The following is a 19,751-nucleotide window of genomic DNA, read 5'->3' on the forward strand; positions in this document are numbered from 1 at the left end:
ATCAGCGGTCCCCGGTCCGGACCAGCCACGCCACTGTGAGTGGATGCGACGCTTCCTGGCCGTGAGCGCGGCAGTCCTGGCGGGGTTCGGCATCCTCACGACGGCCGGCACCGCCCACCCTGAAAGCGCTCTCCCGGCATCCACCGAGCACGCCGTCCACGGCTGGGTCGGCACCTGGGCCGCCGCGCCCGCGGCCGCCGTCGCCAATACTCCGGACGGCTACCCCAGCTTCTCGATCCGCAACGTCGTGCACACCAGCGCGGGCGGCGGCCGGGCGCGCGTCCACCTCTCCAACGCCTTCGGCGCTTCTCCCCTGACCTTCGGGCACGTCACGATCGCGGTACAGGCCGACGGTCCCGACGCCGTCCCCGGCACACTGCGCTCGCTCACCTTCGGTGGTGCGCCGAGTGTCGTCGTCCCGGCCGGCGCCGAAGCGCTCAGCGATCCCGTCGACGCCCGGATCCCGGCGGACGCCAACCTCCTCGTCACGACGTACGTGCCCACGAAGTCCGGCCCGGTCACCTACCACCCGGCCGCGTCGCAGACGTCGTACTTCACCCGCGCCGGCGACTTCGCCGGCAGCGAGGCGGGCGCGCCCTACACCGAGCAGACGTCCGTGTGGCACTACGTTTCCGGCGTCGACGTCCAGGGCGGTGCCGAAGCCTCGATCGTGACGCTCGGCGACTCGATCACCGACGGCGTCGGCTCGGTCGCCGGCGCCAACCACCGCTGGCCGGACTACCTCGCCGACCGGCTGCACGGCCGCTTCGGCGTCCTCAACGCCGGCATCAGCGCCAACCGGCTGCTGCTCGACGTCCCCGGGTCCGGCGCCGGCCAGAACGCGTTGTCCCGCTTCGACCGCGACGTGCTGAGCGTCGGCGGCGTCCGGACGCTGATCGTGCTGGAGGGCATCAACGACATCCAGCAGGACCCGCACCAGACCGACCCGGACGCGATCACCTCGGCCTACCGCCAGCTGGTGGCGCAGGCGCACGCACGCGGCATCCGGGTCCTCGGCGGCACGCTCACCCCGTTCAAGGGCTGGCGCGTCTACGACGAAACCCTCGAAGCGACCCGCACCGCGGTGAACACCTTCATCCGCACCAGCGGGGTCTTCGACGGCGTCGTCGACTTCGACGCCGCCGTCCGCGACCCGGGCGACCCGCTGCGGATGCTGCCGGCCTACGACTCCGGCGACCACCTCCACCCGGGCGACGCGGGCTACGAGCGGATGGCCGCCGCGGTCCGGCTAGACCGGCTGTGAGCGCGGGATGAACAGCACCGCCACCAGGCTCAGCAGCGCCACCGCCACGAGGTAGAGCGACACCGACAGCGAAGTCCCGGTGGCGGTCTGCAACGCCGTCGCGATCAGGGGTGCGAACCCGCCGCCCAGCACCGCGCCCACGGCGTAGGAGAACGACGCGCCGCTGTAGCGGTACCGCGGCTCGAACAGCTCCGCGAACAACGCCGACTGCGGCCCGTACGTCGCGCCCAGCCCGATGTTCAGCACCACGACCGCGACGATCAGCCAGACCGCGGCCTTGGTGTCCACCAGCAGGAAGAACGGGATCGGCCAGACGACCAGCAGGATCGACCCGGCCAGGTACACGGGTTTGCGGCCGGCGCGGTCGGACCACGCCGCCGTGACGAGGATGCTCACCAGCCACGTCAGGCTGCCCACGATCACCACCACCAGCAGGGTCGTGCGGTCGATCTTGAGCACCGACGTGCCGTAGGAAAGCAGGTACGCCAGGAAGATGTAGCCGATCGCGGTGTTGGCGATGAAGCTGCCCGACGCCACCAGCAGTGCCCGCGGCCGCTCGCGCAGGACGTCGACCATCGGCCGGCTGCTGCGCTCCTCTTCGTCACGCAGCCGCGCGAACACCGGCGTCTCCTCGATCCGCAGCCGGATCACCAGGCCGACGCCGACGAGCACGATGCTCGCCAGGAACGGCACCCGCCAGCCCCAGGACGCGAACTGCGCGTCGGTCAGCGACCGGCCGAGGACGAAGAACAGCAGCTGCGCCAGGATCAGCCCGGCCGGAACGCCGATCTGCGAGAACGACCCGTACCGGCCGCGGCGGCCTTCGGGCGCGTGCTCGACGGCCATCAGCGCCGCGCCACCCCACTCGCCGCCCGCGCTCAGCCCCTGCAGCAGCCGCAGGACGAGCAGCAGGATCGGCGCCCAGACGCCGATCGCGGAGTAGGTCGGCAGCAGGCCGACGCCGACCGTCGCGAAACCCATCAAAAGCAGGGACAGCACGAGCATCGCCTTGCGGCCCACGCGGTCGCCGAAGTGGCCCCACAGGATCCCGCCGACCGGGCGGGCGAGGAACCCGACGCCGAGCGTCGCGAACGCGGCGAGGGTGCCCGACGCGGGCGAGAGCGACGTGAAGAAGAGCTTGCCGAACACGAGCGCCGTCGCCGTGCTGTAGATGAAGTAGTCGTACCACTCGATCGTGGTCCCGATCGCGCTGGCCACGGCAACCCGCCGCAGCTGTCGTGCCGCGACCGGGGTGCTCACGAGCCGGCCAGCGCGGGGACGAGGTCTTCGGCCAGCAGGTCCATCAGCAGCCCGTCGTGCCAGCTGCCGTCCGGCCCGCGTTCGTACGCGCGCATCCGGCCGACCGGCCGGAAGCCCAGCGACCGGTACAGCTGGATCGCGGACTTGTTGTCCGCCGCCGGGTCGATCACCAGCCGGTGGTGCCCGCGCACGGTGAACAGGTGCTCGGCCAGCGTCCGGATCGCGTCCGTGCCGAGGCCGCGGCCCTGCCAGTCCGGGTGCACCGCGATGTCGATCCCGGCGTGCCGGTACTGGGGGTCGGCTTCCTCGAAGGCCAGCTCGATGCCCACGACGACGTCATCGTGCTCGATGGCGTAGGTCGTGGTGCCGTCGTCGGGGTCCAGTAGGTAGGACACCTGCGCCGCCACCGGTTCTTCGGCGTCCGCCCACCAGCGGGCGATGTCCGGGTGCGACAGGATCTCCTCGAACCGGGCGGCGTCGGCGGCTGCGGCGGGGCGCAGGCGGACGCGGCTTCCGGGGATCAGGCCGGTCATCGGCTCAGTGTCGACCCCGGAAGCCGTCCTTGTCGAGCGGTCGTTCAGCCGCTCGTCACCAGGGGTTGTTGTCCTGCTCGTCCGGATCGGCCGCGGTCCCGCGGCGCGGTGGCGTCGCCGGGCCCGAGGCCGGCGGCGTCGCGGCGCCGCCGGACGGCGCCGGCGGTGCGGGCGGGGGCTCGGCCGGCGGCTGGTCCTCGGGCTCGTCCGGGTCGGGGAACCGGCCGCGGAGGTTGTCCAGCAGCAGCGTCCGGGTCTCGCGGTCCTCGTCGCCGAGCTGCTCGGCCATCACGCCGGCCACCTTCTCGGCGATGCCGGACTGCGCGCGCCGCATGGTGGTCAGGATGGCCCGGGACAGCTCGTCGAGGGGGAACGACTTGATCTTGTTGCTGAACGTCAGGTCGGTGACGGTGCCGTCCGCGCCGACGGTGACGCTGACGGCGCCGTCGCTGCTGCTGGCGGTCAGCCGCAGCCGCTCGGTCTCCTCCTGCGCCGCCTGGTAGCGCTGCGCCTTCGCCGCGAACCCGGCCGCCCAGTCGTCCATCCGGCGGATCGCCTCGTCCGGGTCGCGGATCAGGTCGCCGAGGCCGTTGTTCGGGGACGTCATGCCTGCCTCGATTCCGCCGTGCGCGGCGACGCGGCGAGCTGACGCTCGAACGGCTGGGCGTTGCCCTCTTCGCCGTCGCGGTAGGACTGCGCGGCCGTCTTGACGTTGTCCGCGAGCCCGCGGACGCCTTCCGCCGACGCCGTGAGCGCTTCCTTCGCCTTCTCCCCCGTCGGCCGGATGATCGGCGGCAGGAACGCGCACAGCAGCCCGTAGGCGTGGTCCGACATCGCCGAGTCGGCCGCGGCGGACGCCGTGTCGAGCCGGTCCACCAGGCCCTCGACGTGGCTCGCGTGCGCGACCAGCTCGTCCGGCTCGACCTCGAAGCCCGCCGCCGTCATGCGTTCACTTCCAATCCTGGTTCTTCCAGTCGCCGATCACCGGGGGCGCCACCACCTGCTCGCCCGCGAAGAAGTTCGGGTCGTCGCTCTCGAGGTAGTCGGCCGACTTGTGTTCCTTGTCGTCTTCCTTCTTGCCGCCGCGGGCACCGGCACCCATGCCGCCCATGCCCGGGCTGCCCGCGGCACCGGCTTTGCCCGCCATCCCGGCGTTGCGCGCCGCCGCCGCTTCGGCCTCCGCGGCCGCGCCGGACGCGGCACCGCCGCCCAGGCTGCCCGCGCCCGTACCGCGCACGCCACCGCCGACGCCGCCGGCACCCGAGCCACCGCCGATCCCGCCGAGGGAGCCGCCCCCGGACCCGCCGCCGATGCCGCCGAGCCTGCTCGCGATGCTTTCGCCGTTGATCCCGCCGCCGCGGCCGATGGTCGGCATCTTGCCGGTGCCACCGCCCGGGATGCCGCCGCCGGGGATGCCCCCGGGGCCGGTGCCGGTGGGCAGGCCGGTGATCGGGTCGATGCCGGGCGGAGTGAACCCGGGGATCGGGCTGCCGCCGCGGATGCCACCGCCGCCGCCACCGGAGACGTCCGGGATGTTCGGGATCGACGGCGGCGTGAAGCCGCTGCCGCCGGTACCGCCGCCCCCGGGGATGCCGGAGGGGGTGAAGCCGGACGTCGTCGTCGAGTCGTCGAAGCCCGGCGCCGACGAGCCGGGGATGCCGGAGCCGGTGAAGCTGCCGCCGGGGATGTCGGGGATGCCCGCGCCCGAGAAGCCCGAGCCACCGGCACCGCCGCCGCCGGCGGCCGGGATGCCGGCCCCGGAGAAGCCCGAACCGCCCGCTCCGCTGCCACCGCCCGGGATGCCGGCGCCCGAGAAGCCGGACCCGCCCGCGCCCGAACCGTCACCGGGGATGCCGCTGCCGGAGAAGCCGGCGCCGCCACCGGGGATGCCGGCACCGCTGCCACCGGGGCCGCCCGCGCCGTCGAGCCCGGCGGCATTCAGGCCGGCCGGGGTGCGACCCGCGGCCGTGGGGTCGAGCGCCGGGTCCATCGCCGTTCGTGCCATCAGCGGCTGGGCGCTGCCGCCCGCACCCGCGCCGCCCGCCGCGGTGCCCTGCCGCTGCGCCGTCGCCGTCGGGAGCTTCGGCGGGGCCGGGAACCGCGGCGTCGCGACCGCGGCGCCGATGGTTTCGTCGTACTGCGTCATGATCTGCGCGGCGTGGTCCCGCGCGGCCTGCTGCGCCCGGTAGGTCTGCATCGCTTCGCCCGCCGCCGCCGCGTACTGCACCGGGTCGGTCATCGACATCAGGCGCTGGTTGGTGCTCTGCAGGTCGAACTGCACCGGCGGGTTCGCGACCATCTGCCGCTGGGTCTCGTTCAGCGCCTGGGAGTGGATCTCCTGCTGGCGCCCGGCGAGCGTCGCTCCCTGCGCGGTCGCGCCCAGCCACTTGCCGACGCCGGCGAGGTGCTCGCGCACGGCGTCACCGGCGTCGCCCTGCCAGTTGCTGGTGCTCGCGTTGATCGCGTCGCCCAGGGTCTTCTGGTGCGTGCCCAGCTCGTTGCCGACGGCCACCCACTCCTCCGACGTCTCCGCGACGCTGGCCGGGTTGGCGTCCTGGGTGATGGCGTCGTTCATCTGCTCGTGGCTCGCGTTGGCCCACAGCGTCTTCGGCGCGCCGCCGTTCTCGCGCATGGTGAGACCCTCGTCGAGGCCGTGCTTCGCGGCGTCGAGGTGCTGCTGGTACAGCTCCTGGATCTTCTTGTCGCGCAGCACCGGGTCGACGGCCGGGCCGAGCCAGCCGGCCCGGATCTCGTCGTCGATCTGCTGGGTGGCCATCTCGCGGATCTCGTCACCCGAAGGCAGGTTGTCCGCCTTCAGCGGCCCGACGTAGTACTTCGACGACGAATCGGCCGTCACGTCGTAGAGCGGACTGCGCGGGTTGTAGTCCGGGGACGACGGGTCCGAGACGGACTCGGCGGTGGGTGCCACGGTCTCCCTCAGCTCTGGTCGGCGGTCGGGAGCGAGGTCAGCGTCGCGCGCGTGGTCTCTTCCCGGGACTTGTAGTTCTTCTTCGCCAGCTTGATGGCTTCGATGTAGGTCGGGAACTCCTGGCGCGCCGCCTGCAGCTGGGTGACCAGGCCGTTCTCGTCGGCGGCGGTGTTCACCATGTGCGCGGAGACCCACTGGCCGGTCGCGGTCCGGCTCATCGCCGGCGCGTCGTGCAGCCGCTGCAGGTTCGCCCAGCGCTGCTCGAGCGACTCGAGCACGCCTTCGAGCGCTTCGATCAGCTGGTTGCCCGTGGTGTCGTCGATGGCGAAGCCGCCGCTCTGCGCGAGCCGCTTCAGCTGGGCACCGGCGAGCCCGACACGGACCGCGGCCATGGCCTTCTGCGCGGGCTCGGTCGCGGTCTGCATCTGCGCCGTCGCCTGGAGAGCCTGGGCAACCGCCTGGGTCTCTTCCGTCATCAGGACTGTTCCCTTTCCGGTCAGTACACCGCGGCGATCGCATCGCGGATCGCGCGGGCGAGGTCGGCCCGTCCGGCCGGGACGTATTCGGCGGTCAGCTCGCCGGCCTCGCCGGTCGTGGTGTGCACCAGGTAGCGGCCGTCGGCGGTGTCCAGCCAGCTCAGCGGGTCGCCCGCCAGCCGCTCGCCGCGCCGGCCCTGCGCGGTGACCGCGATGTGGCCGCCGCCGAGCCGCGGTTCGGCGAGCACGCGTTCGAGCACGGCGACGTCCGAGGGCTTCGGCGCCGGCGGCCGGCGGCCCGGCCGCACCACGGCCTTGACCTCGATCATGCCGAAGGCGTCGGTCTCTTCTTCGTCGAACTCCGCGTCCGCGATCCGCTTCGCCGTCATGGCCGAGACCTCGCGCCCGGCCGCGCGGTGCACGACGTGCTTGCCGGTGGTCGCGGCCGGGGCGGGCGGCAGCACGCCGGTGACGACCTCGACCAGCTCCTCGTCGGCGAACAGCGAGAAGAGCAGGTCGTCGGTGTCGGGGGCCTGGGTGATGCCGAGCGCCTGGGCGCCGTCGGTGACCACGAGCACGGCGACGTCGGCGCCGAGGCCGTCGATCCCGCTCACCGCAACCGAAACCCGCGGCTCGGCGAGCAGCTCGAACGCCGTCCGCACGCCCGGGTGCAGTTCGCCCGAAACCGAAAGCCGTCGCTGCTCGAGCGCGTCGTACACCTGGCGCGCGACCCGCACGAACCGCAGCGGGTCCGCCGGGAGGTTGCCCGCGCGCAACGGGTAGCGCCGGATGTCGCCGCCGGTCGCCTGGCCGACGACGAGGGCTTCGACGACCTCGAGGACGAACTCGAACCTGTCCGCCATTTCCCCTCGCTGCATTCGTTCGTCAAACCCTCAAGCAACTTTCCTGCCGAAGGTTAGCAGTGCCCGGGAACCCCGCGTCGGCGCCGCCACGCGGGTGCCCGAAAGACCACGATCCCCGGCCTGTGCGGGCAAAGCGCACTAGGTGATCACGTCACCCGATGCGGTGCTGGTGCACGCGCAGCTGGAGGGTGACAAGATCCAGTAGCGGTGTCGCAACGCCCAGCTCACGGGCACGCGCGGTGAGATCGCCGAAGATCTGCTCCCCCTCGACCGGGTGACCGGCGAGCAGGTCGCGGTACAGCGAAGATCCCCCCATCGCGGGGTCGGTGACGGTCTTCCGGGTGGCCGCGAGGTCGGCGGCGGGGACGGGGTACCCGGCGGCCGCGGCGACGGCGGCCGCTTCGGCCACGACGGCTTCGGCGAAGTCCGCGCCGCCGGGGACGGCGACGACCTCTCCGATGGTGCCGCGCATCAGGCTGTTCACCGCGCCGATCGCGGCGATGAACACCCATTTCGCCCACATGGACTCGGTGATCCGCGCGTCCAGGGCGGCGGTGAACCCGGCGTTCTTCAGGGCCTCGTCGACCGCGGCGAGGTTTGTGGGCGCTTCGGCGCGGGCGCCGTAGGCCAGGCTCTGCAGCGGGCCGAGCCGTCGGATGGCGCCGTCGTCGTCGATGGTGGTCTGCACCTTGGCGACGCCGCCGAGCACGGCGTCGGAGCCGAAGCGCTTGTCGAGGACGTCGATGTGCGCGAGCCCGTTGAGGAACGGCAGGATCAGCGTGCCGGGGCCGACGGCGGGGGCGAAATCGTCGATGGCCGAGGCCAGGCCGCTCGCCTTGACGGCGAGCAGGACGAGGTCGTAGGTGCCGTCGAGGGAGCCGGTCTCGACCAGCGGCGGGTCGAGGACGGTGTCCTCCCCGAGGCCGACGATCCGCAGGCCGCGTTCCCGCAGCAGCTTCGCCCGGGCCGGCCGGACGAGGAAGGTGACGTCCCGCCCGGCTTGCAGCAGCCGTCCGCCGAAGTACCCACCGGTCGCGCCGGCGCCCACCACGAGAATCTTCAAGTCGCTCACAAGACGACGCTACGCCTGCCGCGCGGGTGTCCCACGGTCCGGACCACAGCGTTTCCACAGCAAGACACAGCAAAACGACAGGTCGTCCGGGGTTTGGCGCACGTTGAGCGGACATGGGAAGACGGATCCGCTGGACACTGGCGGGTGCAGGGCTGACGGCGGCGGCGCTGACGGCCGTGCTGGTGGCGGCGCCCGACGGACACCGGCCGGCGGTGGTGTCGCCGGCTTCGGAGCCGCCCGACGACACGGCGATCAGCCCGGGGGCGTCGACGACGTCGGAGGCGCCGTACCCGGACTTGTCGTCGGTGGCCGGTTCGGTGAGCGCCGCGGTGAGTGCGGAGTCCCGGGGAACGAGTGTCGGGTTCGTCCTGTACGACCGTGAGTCGGACGAGGATCTGGCCTCGCTGGACGCGGACAGCCCGTACTACACGGCCTCGGTGGTGAAGCTCCTGATCGCGATCGACGAGGTCCACGAGGGCGGAACGTGGGCGCTGCCGGACGCGGAGTCGGTGGCGGACCTGACGGACATGCTGGAGGGCAGCAACGACGCGATCGCCTCGCGGTTTTGGGAGCGCAACGGCGGCAACGCGATAGTGACCCGCACGGCGGCGTTGATCGGGTTGTCGCACACGACACCGCCCACGGACCCGACCCAGTGGGGAATGGCGAGGACGAGCGCATCCGACGTGGTGACGACGTACGAGTACTTGCTGGACGTGGTCCCGGACGAGGTGGCGGCCCCACTGCTGGCGGCATTGGCGGCAGCCCGCAACCCGGCGGACGACGGGTGGGACCAGTACTTCGGGATACCGGACGGCTTGGCCGGGCGGTCGTGGCAGATCAAGCAGGGGTGGATGATCCTGCGGAACGCGCTGGTGTTGAACACTACGGGGGTCGTGAGTGGGCGGTATGTGGTGGTGTTGCTGACGCAGCAGCCGTCGGTGAGCTCGGCCAAGGGAAGAGCAGCGGTGACGGCGGGGATCGAGCAGCTGGCACCGGTACTGACCCAGCTCGACGCTACGTGACTCGGTGGGGCCGGGTTTATGCAGATGACGAGCGCAGCCGGCGAACAGCGCCGACGAGGCGGCAGCGGATGTGGGCTCAGCCTGCGGACAGCAAGCGCTTCCTGCGAGGAAACGCAACTCAACCGGACGGCGGGCCCGGCCAGCGTTCGCCCGACACGGGGCACCGCGCGCAAGGCCGGCTTCCAGCGACGAGGCGAACAGCGGGTGACTCGCAGCTGGCGGGCTGGCAGCGAGCGGCTCACGGCTGGTGGCTGACTGCTCGCGGTGGACGGCGAGCGGCTGGCGCGGGCGACTCGCGACTCGGGCCTTGCGACCGGCGGCTGGCGCCCCGGCCGGCGACTCTCGACGAGCGGCTAGCGACTCGCAGCTGGCGGCTCGCGGCTCGCGGCTCGCGGGCCCGCGAGAGATGTTGGTCCGATTGGGGCGTCGGATCCAGTCCAGCTGAGGACCGCTGGCGTTGCCCTTGGGGACATGAGGGCGTGGGTGTAGGCCCGTAGCCTTGTGGCTGCGGGCCTTTCCCGTGTTCGATCGGCTCAGGCTGCGAATGGCAGCGGTTGATGCAGGTTGTTGCGTCTGGGTTTTCGGCGTTTGTCCAGGAACGCTGGTGGGAGGAACTCCGGTAGGCCGTCGGCGGCGATGCGGACCTCCCAACCGGAACGGTGTAGCAGTCGGTGGTGGTGGGCGCACATCAGGACCAGGTTGTTCAGGTCTGTCGGGCCGCCGTCGGCCCAGTGGCGGATGTGGTGGCCCTGGCAGTGGCGGGGTGGGCGGTGGCAGCCGGGGAAGGCGCAGCCGCGGTCGCGCAGGAACAACGCGCGGCGCAGGCCTGCGGAGATCAGGCGGCGGAGCCGTCCGAGGTTCAGGGGTTCGCTGTTCTCGCCCAGCACCGCCGGGATGATCATGCTGTCGCAGGCATGGATCCTGGCCTCCGCCGCCGTCATCGTGCCCGTGTCGCCCAGGGTCGCCTGGCCGACGCCGGACTTCAGATCCTTCAGCGACACCGCGACCATCACGTGCGCCCGCTCGCCCGCCTGCATGGGCAGGTCCGGTGAGTTGAGGGCGAGATCCACTGCGTCGGAGAAGGCGTCGCCGTAGCGTTCCTGCGGGGAGCGCAGGTCGGCGCCCTCGGAGGGGTTGGTGCGGCGTTCGGCCAAGGCATCCAGCAGGGCGCTCGCGCGGGTGCCGGTTTCGTCGTCGAAGCGGCCGTGCAGCTCCCAAATCCCGGTTCGTTTGCGCCGCAGGGACAGTTCCCGGGCGGGAACAGCCGGTTCGGTCGTGTCGGGCTCGGGACCGTCGGGGTCCAAATGGGCCACGATGCGGGCGCCGAGGGCGGCGACCTGCTTGTAGCCCGCGTTCGATGCCAGGGCCAGCAGGTGCTGCTCGGCGTCCTCGCGATGTGCGGGCGGGACCTGCGTGAGACTGCCGATGACGGTGTCGATCATCGGGTTGCTCAAGCGGCCCTCCGCCGCGGCGGCCGCGGTAGCGGGAGCGACAGGTGCCGGGCTGTCGAGGTGGTGGCCGGGGTGCAGGGCCTGGGCTCGTTTGACCATCGTCTCGGCAGCGGACTTCGGGATGTCAGCCAAGTGCTCGAGGAGTCGGGCGACCGAGCGGTAGCCGAAGAGTTCCATCACCCCGCGGGACTCGATTTCCACCAGCAACGCACCGATCTCCGCCTCGGCAGAACGCACCACGGTGAGCAGAGTGGCGATGCGATCGGCCAGGGCCATCGCATCCGTCTGCCACACCGTTTCCGTTGCCATACAACAAGGTTAACCGAACCCGAACACACGATCATCACACGAAAGGGTAGAAAGAGTAAGCCCGGCAGGGACACCGCTGCGTGGGGAATCGGCGCTCCCAGACACAGGAACACCCAGCCATAAGAAGCGCCGATTTCCCACGCCCCGGCGAAGCCGTATCAGTAAAACTCAACCACGAGCCCCAAGGCCAACAGAACGCGCCCGATCAATATCAGGCCCACGGTACAACCGTTCAGGAATCCGAGCCAAAGTAGAAGGATGAACCTGGTCCCCAAGACCATAAAGCTTCTGAAAACTCATGATCAACGGCCGCCAGGCATCGGGGTCGATGTGATCGGCACTCCCCGGAACCCGGATCGAGTCGTGCACGAAGACCCGCTGGACCCGCACCTCGACAGCCACAATCCCCCCACGCTGCAGGGGATCCTCGTCGGCAACCGGATGCACGGCCTCGACAACAGCCTCCATCGCAACAGGACACTCACCGACCCGAGGCGGCGAAACGGTCTCGGAAGCAACAGAAGTCAACCCGGCGCGCGAAAACTTGTCGGCGACGTGGAAGTACCCCCGCTTCACCTTCCCAGGAGGCACAGGATCGGAACCGGTGGTCAGAGCCAACCGGTCAACAGCGGGAGCCAACTCGTCCGAAGGCAGGTTCAGCACGCATTCCCGAGTACGCAACAGGTTCTGAGTCGTCTTGGAACGGGCACCGAGCCCCAGCATCGCCCGCCAGCCGAGCCAGAACGCCGATGACATCGGTGCCAGGTTGGCCGAACCGTCCTCGTTTTCGCTCGATATCAACACGACCGGGGTACCGAAGTACAGGATTCCGGGCTCGATCGCCGTGTGCGCAGAAGTCTTCACGCCTCGATCCTGCCCACCGCGCACCAGCCGGACTGGCGGGAATCGGCCGTCGCGATCACCGGCGCCGACGGACGGCGCCGGTGATCGTCGAACGTCAGCCGGCCGCGGTCAACGCCCGGCGGGTCAGCACCCGGGCCAAGTGGCGGCGGTACTCCGCCGTCGCGTGGGGCTCGTCGGGCGGGTTCGTGTCGGCAGCCGCCAGCGAGGCCGCCTCGGCGATCGACTTCCCCTCGGCTAACGCCGACTCCGTGGCCGTCGCCCGCAGCGGGACTCCGCCCATGTTCACCAAGCCGACCCGGCCGCCGACGACCGCCACCCCCACCATCGCCCAGTCGATCGCGCGGCGGGTGAACTTCTCGAAGCCCCAGCCCATCCCCGTCTGACGGGGCAGCCGAACCTCGATCAGCAGCTCGGCCGGCTCCAGCGGCGTCGTGAACGGGCCGAGGAAGAACTCCGCCGCCGGGATGCGCCGCTCCCCCTCCGGGCCGCGCGCGACCAGGACCGCGTCGGAGGCCAGGATCGCCGCCGGCAGGTCCGCCGCCGAATCCGCGTGCACCAGCGAACCGCCGATCGTGCCGCGGTGGCGGACCTGGCGGTCGCCCACCGAAGCCGACACGTGCGCCAGCAGGGGCGCGTGCTCCAGCAGCACCGGGTCCCGCGCGAGGTCGCTGTAGCGGGACAACGCGCCGATCACGACGTCGTCGCCGTCGAGGCGGACGTAACGCAGCTCGTCCACCGGGCCGATGTCGATCAGGTACTCCGGTGCCGCCAGGCGCAGTTTCATCAGCGGCAGCAGGGAATGACCACCGGCGAGCACCTTTGCCTCGTCGCCCAGGGAAGCCAGCCGGGCCAGCGCGTCGTCCACTGTGGACACGCGCTGGTACTCGAACGCGGCGGGGATCACTGGTCCACCTCCTGGCCCGATGCCTCGATCACGGCGCTGACGATGTTGTGGTACCCCGTGCAGCGGCAGAGGTTGCCCTCCAGCCCCGCCCGCACCTCGTCGCGCGTCGGCTTCGGGTTGTCAGCCAGCAGCGACACCGACGCCATGATCATGCCCGGCGTGCAGAACCCGCACTGCAGGCCGTGCTGCTCGCGGAACGCGCGCTGCACCGGATGCAACGAGCCGTCCGAAGAGGACAGTCCCTCGACGGTCGTGACGGCGTGGCCGTCGGCCTGCGCGGCCAGCACCGTGCAGGACTTGACCGACTCGCCGTCGAGCAGCACCGTGCAGGCGCCGCAGGACGTCGTGTCGCAGCCGATGTTCGTGCCGGTCAGCCCGGCGGTGTCGCGCAGGAAGTGCACCAGCAACGTCCGGTCCGGCACCTCCTCGGCCACCGGCCGCCCGTTGACCTCGATCGAAACCTTCACCGTGCGTTTCCCTTCGAAAGTGCGGCCCAGACCCGGATCGGGGTCGTGGGCATGTCCAGGTGCCGGACGCCGCGGGCGGAAAGCGCGTCCACCACGGCGTTGTGCACCGCGGGCGTCGAGCCGATCGTCGCGGCTTCGCCGATTCCCTTGACGCCCAGCAGGTTCCGGTCCGTCGGGGTGGCCATGTCGACCAGTTCGAAGTCCGGCAGCTCGGCGGCGGTGACGAACGAGTAGTCCGCCAGCGTCGCGGTCGTCGGGTTGCCGTCCTCGTCGTAGGTGACGACCTCCATGAGCGCCTGCGCGGCACCCTGGCCGAGCCCGCCGTGGCGCTGCCCGCGGAAGGTCAGCGGGTTGACGATCGGGCCGGCGTCGTCGACGGCGATGATCCGCCGCAGCTCGACCTTGCCCGTCTCGGTGTCGACCTCGACGACGGCGAGGTGCGCGCCGAACGGGAACGTCGGCTTGCCGCCGCCGAACCAGACGTCGGCGGTGAGCTTGCCCTCGCCGGCCGTTTCGGCGACCTGCGCCCAGCTGAGCACCGTGCTCGACGGCGCGCCGCGGACCTGCCAGACGCCGCGGTCGGCGTCCAGCTCGATGTCCTCGGGGGCGGCTTCGAGCAGGTCGGCGGCCAGCTGCCGGGCCTGCGCGATGACCTCGTCGGCGGCCTGGCGGATCGCCGAGCCGCCGAGCTGCAGCGACCGGGAACCGAACGTGCCGACGGCCTTGGGCACCTCGTCGGTGTCGCCGTGGCGGACGGTGATCTTCTCCAGCGGCACGCCGAGCTGGTCGGACAAGAGCATCGCCAGCGACGTCCCCAGGCCCTGGCCGTGCGGAGAGCTGCCGGTCCAGGCGACGACCGAGCCGTCCGGGTGGATGTCAACGCGGCCGCTCTCGCCGCCGGCGTCACCACCGGTGATCTCGACGTAGGCGGCGATCCCGAGGCCGAGCTCGACGGTCTCGCCCGCGTCGCGGCGCCGCTGCTGCTCGGCGCGCAGCTCGGTGTAGCCGGCGGTCTCGAGGACCTTGTCCAGCGCCGCCGCGTACTCGCCCGTGTCGTAGGACGCGCCGGTCGGCGTCTGGTACGGGAACTCCTCGGGACGGATGAAGTTGACGCGGCGGACCTCGGCCGGGTCCATGCCGATCTCGGCCGCGAACACGTCCATCGCGCGCTCGACCGCGGCTGTCGCCTCCGGGCGGCCCGCGCCGCGGTAGGCGGCGATCGGCGTCGTGTTCGTGACGACCGCGCGGCTGCGCGTCTCCACCTTGGGGAACCGGTAGACGCCGACGGCCATCAGCTCGGTCAGCGTCGGGAGGAACAGCGTCCGCGGGTAGGCGCCCGCGTCCTGGACGACGTCGAGGCGGTACGCCAGGACGGTGCCGTCGCGCCTGCCGCCGATGGTCACGGTGTTCTGCTGCGCGCGGCCGTGCGTCATCGAGGTGAGGTTCTCGCTGCGCGACTCGACCCAGCGCACGGGCCTGCCGATCTCCTTCGCGGCCCAGGCGAGGACGGTCGCCTCGGGGTCCGCGCCGATCTTCGCGCCGAAGCCACCGCCGACGTCCGGGGCGATCACGCGCACCCGGTCTTCGCCGACGCCGAGGCTCATGGCCACCTGCGTGCGGGCGATCTGGGCGTTCTGCGTGGAAAGCCAGACCGTCAGGCGGCCGTCCTCGCCCCACGCGCACGAGGCGCCGCGGACTTCGAGGGGCGCCGGGGCGACGCGCTGGTTCACGATCGCCTGCGTCACGACGACGTCGCAGCCGTCGAAGATCGACTCGTCGAACTCCTGCGCGCCGTTGACCTGCATGACGTTGCTGCCCTTGTCGGGGTACAGCAGCGTCTCGCCCGCCAGTGCCGCGTCGATGCTCGCGACGGCGTCGAGGGGGTCGTAGTCGATGTCGACCAGCTCGGCCGCGTCGGCCAGCTGGTAGCGCTCCTCGGTGAGGACGAGCGCGACGGGCTCGCCGACGTAGCGCACCACGCCGTCGGCCAGCCACGGTTCCTTCACCGGCCCCGCGTCGTGCGGGTCGAGGCCGAGGTCGGCGGCGGTGAACACGCCGAGCACCCCCGGCGCCGCCTTCGCCTCGCTGACGTCAATGCTGCCGATCCGCGCGTGCGCGACCGGACTGCGCACGAACACCGCATGCGCGGCGCCGGAAAGCGCTTCCTCCCGCAGATCGTCCACGTAGGTGCCGCCCGCGGTGATCAGGTTCTGATCCTCCTGGCGGACCACCCTGGTCCCGACAATGCTCATCTGGTCTCCTGCTCGCCGATACCCCGCCGATCATGCCTTGTCGTTTCAGGAGAACGCCAGCACCACGGCCAGTCCGAGCCCGGCGATACCGATTCCGATGCGCAACGGCGTCGCCGGGAGGCGGCGGACGAGGTTCGAGCCGAGCCACGAGCCGGCGAGGGAACCGAGGCAGACGGCGAGCGCGGCGGCCCAGGCGACCTTGCCGGTGCAGGCGAAGACGATCGCGGCGAGCAGGTTCGCCGAGCCGGTGACCAGGTTCTTCGCGGCGTTCGTCCGGGCCAGCGGCTGGCTCCAGACGGAGACGAGCAGCGCGAGCATGAGCACTCCGGCGGCGGCACCGAAGTAACCGCCGTAGACACCGATGAAGAACGCGGCGACGGCGGTGGCCGGGCTCAGGCCGTGGTGTTCGGCGCCTTCGGCCAGCCGGCGCAGCCGCGGCCCGGCGATGAGGACGATCGAGGCGCCGCCGATCAGCCACGGGACGATGGCGGTGAAGGCGTCGGACGGGGTCAGGAGCAGGACGAGGCCGCCGCACGCACCGCCGACGGTGGTGATGAGGCACAGCGGCACGAGGTTTCGCCGCTGACCGGCGAGTTCGGGGCGCGCGCCGGCGGCGGCTCCGGCGGTGGTGCCGAGCATGGCGACGGTGTTGGTGACGTTCGCGGTGACGGGCGGCAGGCCGGCCGCGAGGAGGGCCGGGTAGGAGACGAGGGAGGCGAGCCCGGCGGTGGCTCCGGTCAGGCCGGCGCCCACTCCGGCCAGGATCAGGAGGAGGAAGGTGCCGGGGTCGGTGATCACGTTGTCATCTCAACACGCTGGGAGGGGTCGGCTTCGGTGAGGTTGCTCCCACCACGGAGGCGAGCCGCCATACCCGGCGGGCAAGGTATAGCCCGTTATACGAATTACTCCAGCCTTGTCCGAAACCGGACGGGATCCACCGCCGGGCTTGCCCCGCCGGACCGGGCCGTCCCAGAATCCGCTCTGACAAGGTTGTCATCGAGCGGAGACCGAACCATGGGCGAGTTGAACCGACGTCAAGCCCTCCTGAGCGCGGGCGGCGTCGCGGCCCTCCTCGCCGCGGGATTGCCACCCGCCACGGCGGCGGCCGAAAGCGCCGCGCCACCCGACCCGGTCGCCGCCACCTACCTGCGGGTTCTCCTCCGGCACACCCGCTGGGCCGAACAGCAATTCGACCGGGCCGCCGGGATCTACCCCGCCAAGGACTTCACCTTCGCCGTCGTCCTCGGGAACGCCCTCCTCCTCACCCGCGACGGCTACGACGCCGCCACCGCCGGCATCGAAAAGGCCGAACTCAAAGCCCACACCCTCGCCACCATCAGGCACTTCGCCGCGTCGAACCTGCTCGCCGGCGGCGGCGAATGGGGCCGTCGGCTCTTCTTCGACACCACTTTCCAGTCGTACTTCCTGCTCGCCGCCCGTCTACTGTGGACGGACCTCGACGAGGTCACCAAGCAGAACGTCGAGCGCATCACCACCGGGCAAGCCGCCTACACCACCGCGCTCGGCACCCGCGACGACCCGACGTCCGGCGGCTGGACACCCAACGGCCTCCAGGGCGGCTACCAAGGTGACACCAAGCTCGAAGAGATGGGCGTCTACGCCCAGTCGCTCGCCCCGGCCCTCGCCTGGGCGCCGGGAGATCCGCGCGCGGCAGACTGGGGAGCGGCCTTCGGCACCTGGAGCCGCAACGAAGGCGGGCTCCCCGCCGCCGATCTCGCCAACCCGCGGCTCGTCGACGGTCGCCCGATCGACGCCAACACCGCCACCAACCTCCACGACACGTTCCTCGTCGAGAACCACGGTTCCTTCGGCCCGCACTACCAGGAAGAGCTCTGGCGCACCTCCGGTCGCAACGCGATGCACTTCCTCGCCGCCGGCACGCCGCTGCCCGAGGTCCTCACCGCCCAGCCGAACGGCGAGCTGCTCTGGCGCACCATGCTCCTGATGACCAGCGACGCCGGCGAGCCGCTGATGCCGATGGTCGCCGACCGCGAACACCTCTACGGCCGCGACGTCATCCCGCTCGCCTTCCGCGCCCAGGTCCTCGGCGACCGCCACGCCGCCCACGCCGAAGCCCAGCTGGCCGCCCGGCTCGAGCCCTACCAGGCCTACGCGCCCGCCGACCGGATCACGAAGTTCTCCGGCGAGCCCAAGTACGAACCCGAAGCCCGCGCCGAGCTCGCCATCAGCTACCTCCTCCACGAGTGGCGAGCGAACCAGCGCCCGATCACCCCGGTGACCAAGGCGGAGTTCGACACCCACGCCGCCGGGGCCGCCGACTTCGGCGCCGGGCCCGGTCTGCTCGCCCACCGCTCCCCCGCCGCCTGGGCGGGCACCGTCACCAAGCCCGGCTTCGTCAAGTTCGCCTGGCAGCCGCACCACGACGACTGGCTCTTCGTCCTCGGCGGCGCCAACCCGATGCTGCTGCCCGCCACGAACATCGCCGTCAAGGAACGGCACGCCACCACCTACGCGAAGGTCCGCGACGGCTTCGACGGCACCGTCGGCCTCCTCCGCTTCGACGCCGGGTACGCCGCCTTCGCCACCCTTCCGACCGGTTCCGCCGTGTACGCCAGCACCGGTGTCGCCGAAGGCGAAGGCGTCCTGAACGTCTACAACCTCGCGATGCCGGGCGTCCCGGGCCTCGACGGCGACCGCACGTACACCGCCGCCGAAGGCACCGTGACGATCAAGGCGCCGGCCGGCGGCGCCCGGACCGACGACCTGACGTTCGCGCCGGTCACCGCCCGGTACGTCCGCATGCTCGGCGTCCAGCCGGACCCGCAGTACGGCTATTCGGTCTGGGCCTTCGAGATCCGCGCCGGCGACGGTCCGGACCTCGCGCGAACCGGCACCGCGTCGGCGTCGTCGGCGAGCCCCGGCAAGGAGGCCAAGTACGCCACCGACGGCGACACCACCACCCGCTGGGCAGTGTCCACTTCGGACCGGCCGCGGGCGGACAGCTGGCTCGCCGTCGACCTCGGCGCGCCGCGGACGGTCGACCGCGTCCGGCTGAACTGGGAAGCCGCCGCCGGCCGCAAGTACCGCATCGAAACCTCGCCGGACGGCGTCACCTGGACGACGGCGGCGACCTACCGGGTGCCCGCGCTCAGCAGCACGAAGGGCCGCCTCGACATCGACGGCCGGGCCGGGATCACCGTCACCGGACCGAACCCGCTCACCGTCACCGGCGACCACGTCACCCTCTCCGACGGCCCGCCCGCCCCCTTCGTCGCCGAGCTGCGCCCCGGCCCCGCGCAGGCCAGTGGCCGCGTCACGACCGGCGCGACCGCGGTCGAAGCCACCGTCACCGACGGCTTCCTCGTGCTGCTCAACCTCTCCGGCACGGCGGCGAGCGGCACGGTGCCCCTCCCGGGCAACCGGTTGTACCGCGGCGAGCAGACCCTCACCCGGACCGGCACCGAATACTCCTACGCCCTCGCCGCGGCGGAAGGCCGCATCGAGCGCCCGCGGTTCACGCTCAACGGCCCGGCCGGGGTGAAGGCGGTCGTCCGCGACGCGAGCCGGGTCGAGCTGACCGCGCCGTCCGGGCTGCTGCCCGTGCTCGTCACCGTCACCCCGGACGGCGGCCGCGCGCGGCCGGTGCTGCTGCCGCCAAGGCGGACCGTGCCGGTCGTCTTCGGCGACGTCCGCCCCTACCCGCTGGCCGACCGCGCGCTCGGCCGGACCACCTTCCCCGCCGAACCCCTGCCGCCGGGGATGTCCAGCCCGGCCGCCGCGGTCGACGACGACCCGGCGACGGCGTGGCGGCCGGGGCCGGACGGCCGGATGGTCGTCGATCTCGGGGCGGTGACGGCGGTTTCCGCGGTCGAACTGGCCTGGACCCGCGGACGCGTGCCCGCCACGACCGTCGAAACCAGCGTCGACGGCGTCACCTACGCGGCCGCGGACTCGGGTCCGGCCCGCTACGTGGCCGTCCGGACGCGCTGGAAGACCGGCGACGCGAGCCTTTCCCGGCTGTCTGTCCGGACTTGATCGATCTCGCACCGCTCGCGGTGGCCCCGAGGGCGAGTACCTTTGCAGCACAGGGCCCCCGGGAG

Annotated in this window: 17 protein-coding genes; 3 read left to right on the plus strand and 14 right to left on the minus strand. The window is 71.9% G+C overall.

Translation table 11 applies throughout. The features are described 5' to 3' along the window. The first annotated feature begins 43 nt into the window (after positions 1-43). Entirely contained in the window at positions 44-1,264 is a 1,221-nt protein-coding gene (locus AB0J40_RS43170) for an SGNH/GDSL hydrolase family protein (RefSeq protein ID WP_364465689.1), read from the plus strand. Here the strand turns inward: AB0J40_RS43170 and AB0J40_RS43175 are convergent. The 8 genes from AB0J40_RS43175 to AB0J40_RS43210 all read right to left on the minus strand — a co-directional run bounded on the left by AB0J40_RS43175 (position 1,250) and on the right by AB0J40_RS43210 (position 8,397). Beyond that, positions 1,250-2,524 carry an MFS transporter gene (locus tag AB0J40_RS43175; protein ID WP_364465691.1) on the minus strand — a complete coding sequence of 425 codons (1,275 nt, stop codon included), beginning with the start codon at positions 2,522-2,524 and terminating at the stop codon, positions 1,250-1,252. The two genes, AB0J40_RS43170 and AB0J40_RS43175, sit on opposite strands and share 15 nt — an antisense overlap. Next, positions 2,521-3,057 carry a GNAT family protein gene (locus AB0J40_RS43180; protein ID WP_364465693.1) on the minus strand — a complete coding sequence of 179 codons (537 nt, stop codon included), beginning with the start codon at positions 3,055-3,057 and terminating at the stop codon, positions 2,521-2,523. The genes AB0J40_RS43175 and AB0J40_RS43180 overlap by 4 nt, the downstream gene beginning before the upstream one ends. A gap of 55 nt (positions 3,058-3,112) precedes the next feature. Next, positions 3,113-3,664 carry a YbaB/EbfC family nucleoid-associated protein gene (locus AB0J40_RS43185; RefSeq protein WP_364465695.1) on the minus strand — a complete coding sequence of 184 codons (552 nt, stop codon included), beginning with the start codon at positions 3,662-3,664 and terminating at the stop codon, positions 3,113-3,115. Further along, entirely contained in the window at positions 3,661-4,002 is a 342-nt protein-coding gene (locus AB0J40_RS43190) for a type VII secretion target (protein ID WP_364465697.1), read from the minus strand. The genes AB0J40_RS43185 and AB0J40_RS43190 overlap by 4 nt, the downstream gene beginning before the upstream one ends. Positions 4,003-4,006: 4 nt before the next feature. Next, positions 4,007-5,986 (minus strand): hypothetical protein, encoded by a 1,980-nt coding sequence (locus AB0J40_RS43195; RefSeq protein WP_364465699.1) that lies wholly within the window; start codon positions 5,984-5,986, stop codon positions 4,007-4,009. Positions 5,987-5,994: 8 nt separating this feature from the next. Beyond that, a complete protein-coding gene (locus AB0J40_RS43200; protein ID WP_364465701.1) occupies positions 5,995-6,462 on the minus strand; it encodes a hypothetical protein in 468 nt (155 codons plus the stop codon). Positions 6,463-6,482: 20 nt separating this feature from the next. Then, complete coding sequence (locus AB0J40_RS43205; protein ID WP_364465703.1) at positions 6,483-7,325, minus strand: ESX secretion-associated protein EspG; 843 nt, start codon at positions 7,323-7,325, stop codon at positions 6,483-6,485. Positions 7,326-7,476: 151 nt separating this feature from the next. Further along, positions 7,477-8,397 carry a 2-dehydropantoate 2-reductase gene (locus AB0J40_RS43210; protein ID WP_364465705.1) on the minus strand — a complete coding sequence of 307 codons (921 nt, stop codon included), beginning with the start codon at positions 8,395-8,397 and terminating at the stop codon, positions 7,477-7,479. 113 nt (positions 8,398-8,510) lie between these two features. Here AB0J40_RS43210 and AB0J40_RS43215 point away from each other — a divergent pair, with 113 nt between their 5' ends. Beyond that, positions 8,511-9,422 carry a hypothetical protein gene (locus tag AB0J40_RS43215; protein WP_364465707.1) on the plus strand — a complete coding sequence of 304 codons (912 nt, stop codon included), beginning with the start codon at positions 8,511-8,513 and terminating at the stop codon, positions 9,420-9,422. A 533-nt stretch (positions 9,423-9,955) separates the two neighbouring features. Here the strand turns inward: AB0J40_RS43215 and AB0J40_RS43220 are convergent. From AB0J40_RS43220 to AB0J40_RS43245, 6 genes are all read right to left on the minus strand, one after another. Further along, complete coding sequence (locus AB0J40_RS43220; protein WP_364465709.1) at positions 9,956-11,182, minus strand: DUF222 domain-containing protein; 1,227 nt, start codon at positions 11,180-11,182, stop codon at positions 9,956-9,958. Positions 11,183-11,350: 168 nt separating this feature from the next. After that, positions 11,351-12,046 carry a flavin reductase family protein gene (locus AB0J40_RS43225; RefSeq protein ID WP_364465711.1) on the minus strand — a complete coding sequence of 232 codons (696 nt, stop codon included), beginning with the start codon at positions 12,044-12,046 and terminating at the stop codon, positions 11,351-11,353. A 94-nt stretch (positions 12,047-12,140) separates the two neighbouring features. Further along, positions 12,141-12,950, minus strand: coding sequence for a xanthine dehydrogenase family protein subunit M (locus AB0J40_RS43230; protein ID WP_364465713.1), 810 nt, complete (start codon positions 12,948-12,950; stop codon positions 12,141-12,143). After that, positions 12,947-13,417, minus strand: coding sequence for a (2Fe-2S)-binding protein (locus AB0J40_RS43235; protein ID WP_364465715.1), 471 nt, complete (start codon positions 13,415-13,417; stop codon positions 12,947-12,949). Before AB0J40_RS43235 ends, AB0J40_RS43230 begins: the two co-directional genes overlap by 4 nt. Beyond that, a complete protein-coding gene (locus AB0J40_RS43240) occupies positions 13,414-15,669 on the minus strand; it encodes a xanthine dehydrogenase family protein molybdopterin-binding subunit (protein ID WP_364465717.1) in 2,256 nt (751 codons plus the stop codon). The genes AB0J40_RS43235 and AB0J40_RS43240 overlap by 4 nt, the downstream gene beginning before the upstream one ends. Positions 15,670-15,714: 45 nt before the next feature. Continuing rightward, positions 15,715-16,467 (minus strand): sulfite exporter TauE/SafE family protein, encoded by a 753-nt coding sequence (locus AB0J40_RS43245; protein WP_364465719.1) that lies wholly within the window; start codon positions 16,465-16,467, stop codon positions 15,715-15,717. A gap of 216 nt (positions 16,468-16,683) precedes the next feature. Between AB0J40_RS43245 and AB0J40_RS43250 the strand changes: the two genes are divergently transcribed. Further along, positions 16,684-19,686 carry a discoidin domain-containing protein gene (locus AB0J40_RS43250; protein WP_364465721.1) on the plus strand — a complete coding sequence of 1,001 codons (3,003 nt, stop codon included), beginning with the start codon at positions 16,684-16,686 and terminating at the stop codon, positions 19,684-19,686. Positions 19,687-19,751: the final 65 nt, after the last annotated feature.

Source organism: Amycolatopsis sp. NPDC049691 (assembly GCF_040675005.1).
Lineage (GTDB): Bacteria > Actinomycetota > Actinomycetes > Mycobacteriales > Pseudonocardiaceae > Amycolatopsis.

What these genes read in the sequence shown, in the direction of transcription:
- AB0J40_RS43250 (WP_364465721.1), top strand. Translation starts at nt 16,684, where the DNA reads ATGGGCGAGTTGAACCGACGTCAAGCCCTCCTGAGCGCGGGCGGCGTC.
- AB0J40_RS43190 (WP_364465697.1), bottom strand. Translation starts at nt 4,002, where the DNA reads ATGACGGCGGCGGGCTTCGAGGTCGAGCCGGACGAGCTGGTCGCGCAC.
- AB0J40_RS43215 (WP_364465707.1), top strand. Translation starts at nt 8,511, where the DNA reads ATGGGAAGACGGATCCGCTGGACACTGGCGGGTGCAGGGCTGACGGCG.
- AB0J40_RS43185 (WP_364465695.1), bottom strand. Translation starts at nt 3,664, where the DNA reads ATGACGTCCCCGAACAACGGCCTCGGCGACCTGATCCGCGACCCGGAC.
- AB0J40_RS43220 (WP_364465709.1), bottom strand. Translation starts at nt 11,182, where the DNA reads ATGGCAACGGAAACGGTGTGGCAGACGGATGCGATGGCCCTGGCCGAT.
- AB0J40_RS43240 (WP_364465717.1), bottom strand. Translation starts at nt 15,669, where the DNA reads ATGAGCATTGTCGGGACCAGGGTGGTCCGCCAGGAGGATCAGAACCTG.
- AB0J40_RS43205 (WP_364465703.1), bottom strand. Translation starts at nt 7,325, where the DNA reads ATGGCGGACAGGTTCGAGTTCGTCCTCGAGGTCGTCGAAGCCCTCGTC.
- AB0J40_RS43200 (WP_364465701.1), bottom strand. Translation starts at nt 6,462, where the DNA reads ATGACGGAAGAGACCCAGGCGGTTGCCCAGGCTCTCCAGGCGACGGCG.
- AB0J40_RS43170 (WP_364465689.1), top strand. Translation starts at nt 44, where the DNA reads ATGCGACGCTTCCTGGCCGTGAGCGCGGCAGTCCTGGCGGGGTTCGGC.
- AB0J40_RS43180 (WP_364465693.1), bottom strand. Translation starts at nt 3,057, where the DNA reads ATGACCGGCCTGATCCCCGGAAGCCGCGTCCGCCTGCGCCCCGCCGCA.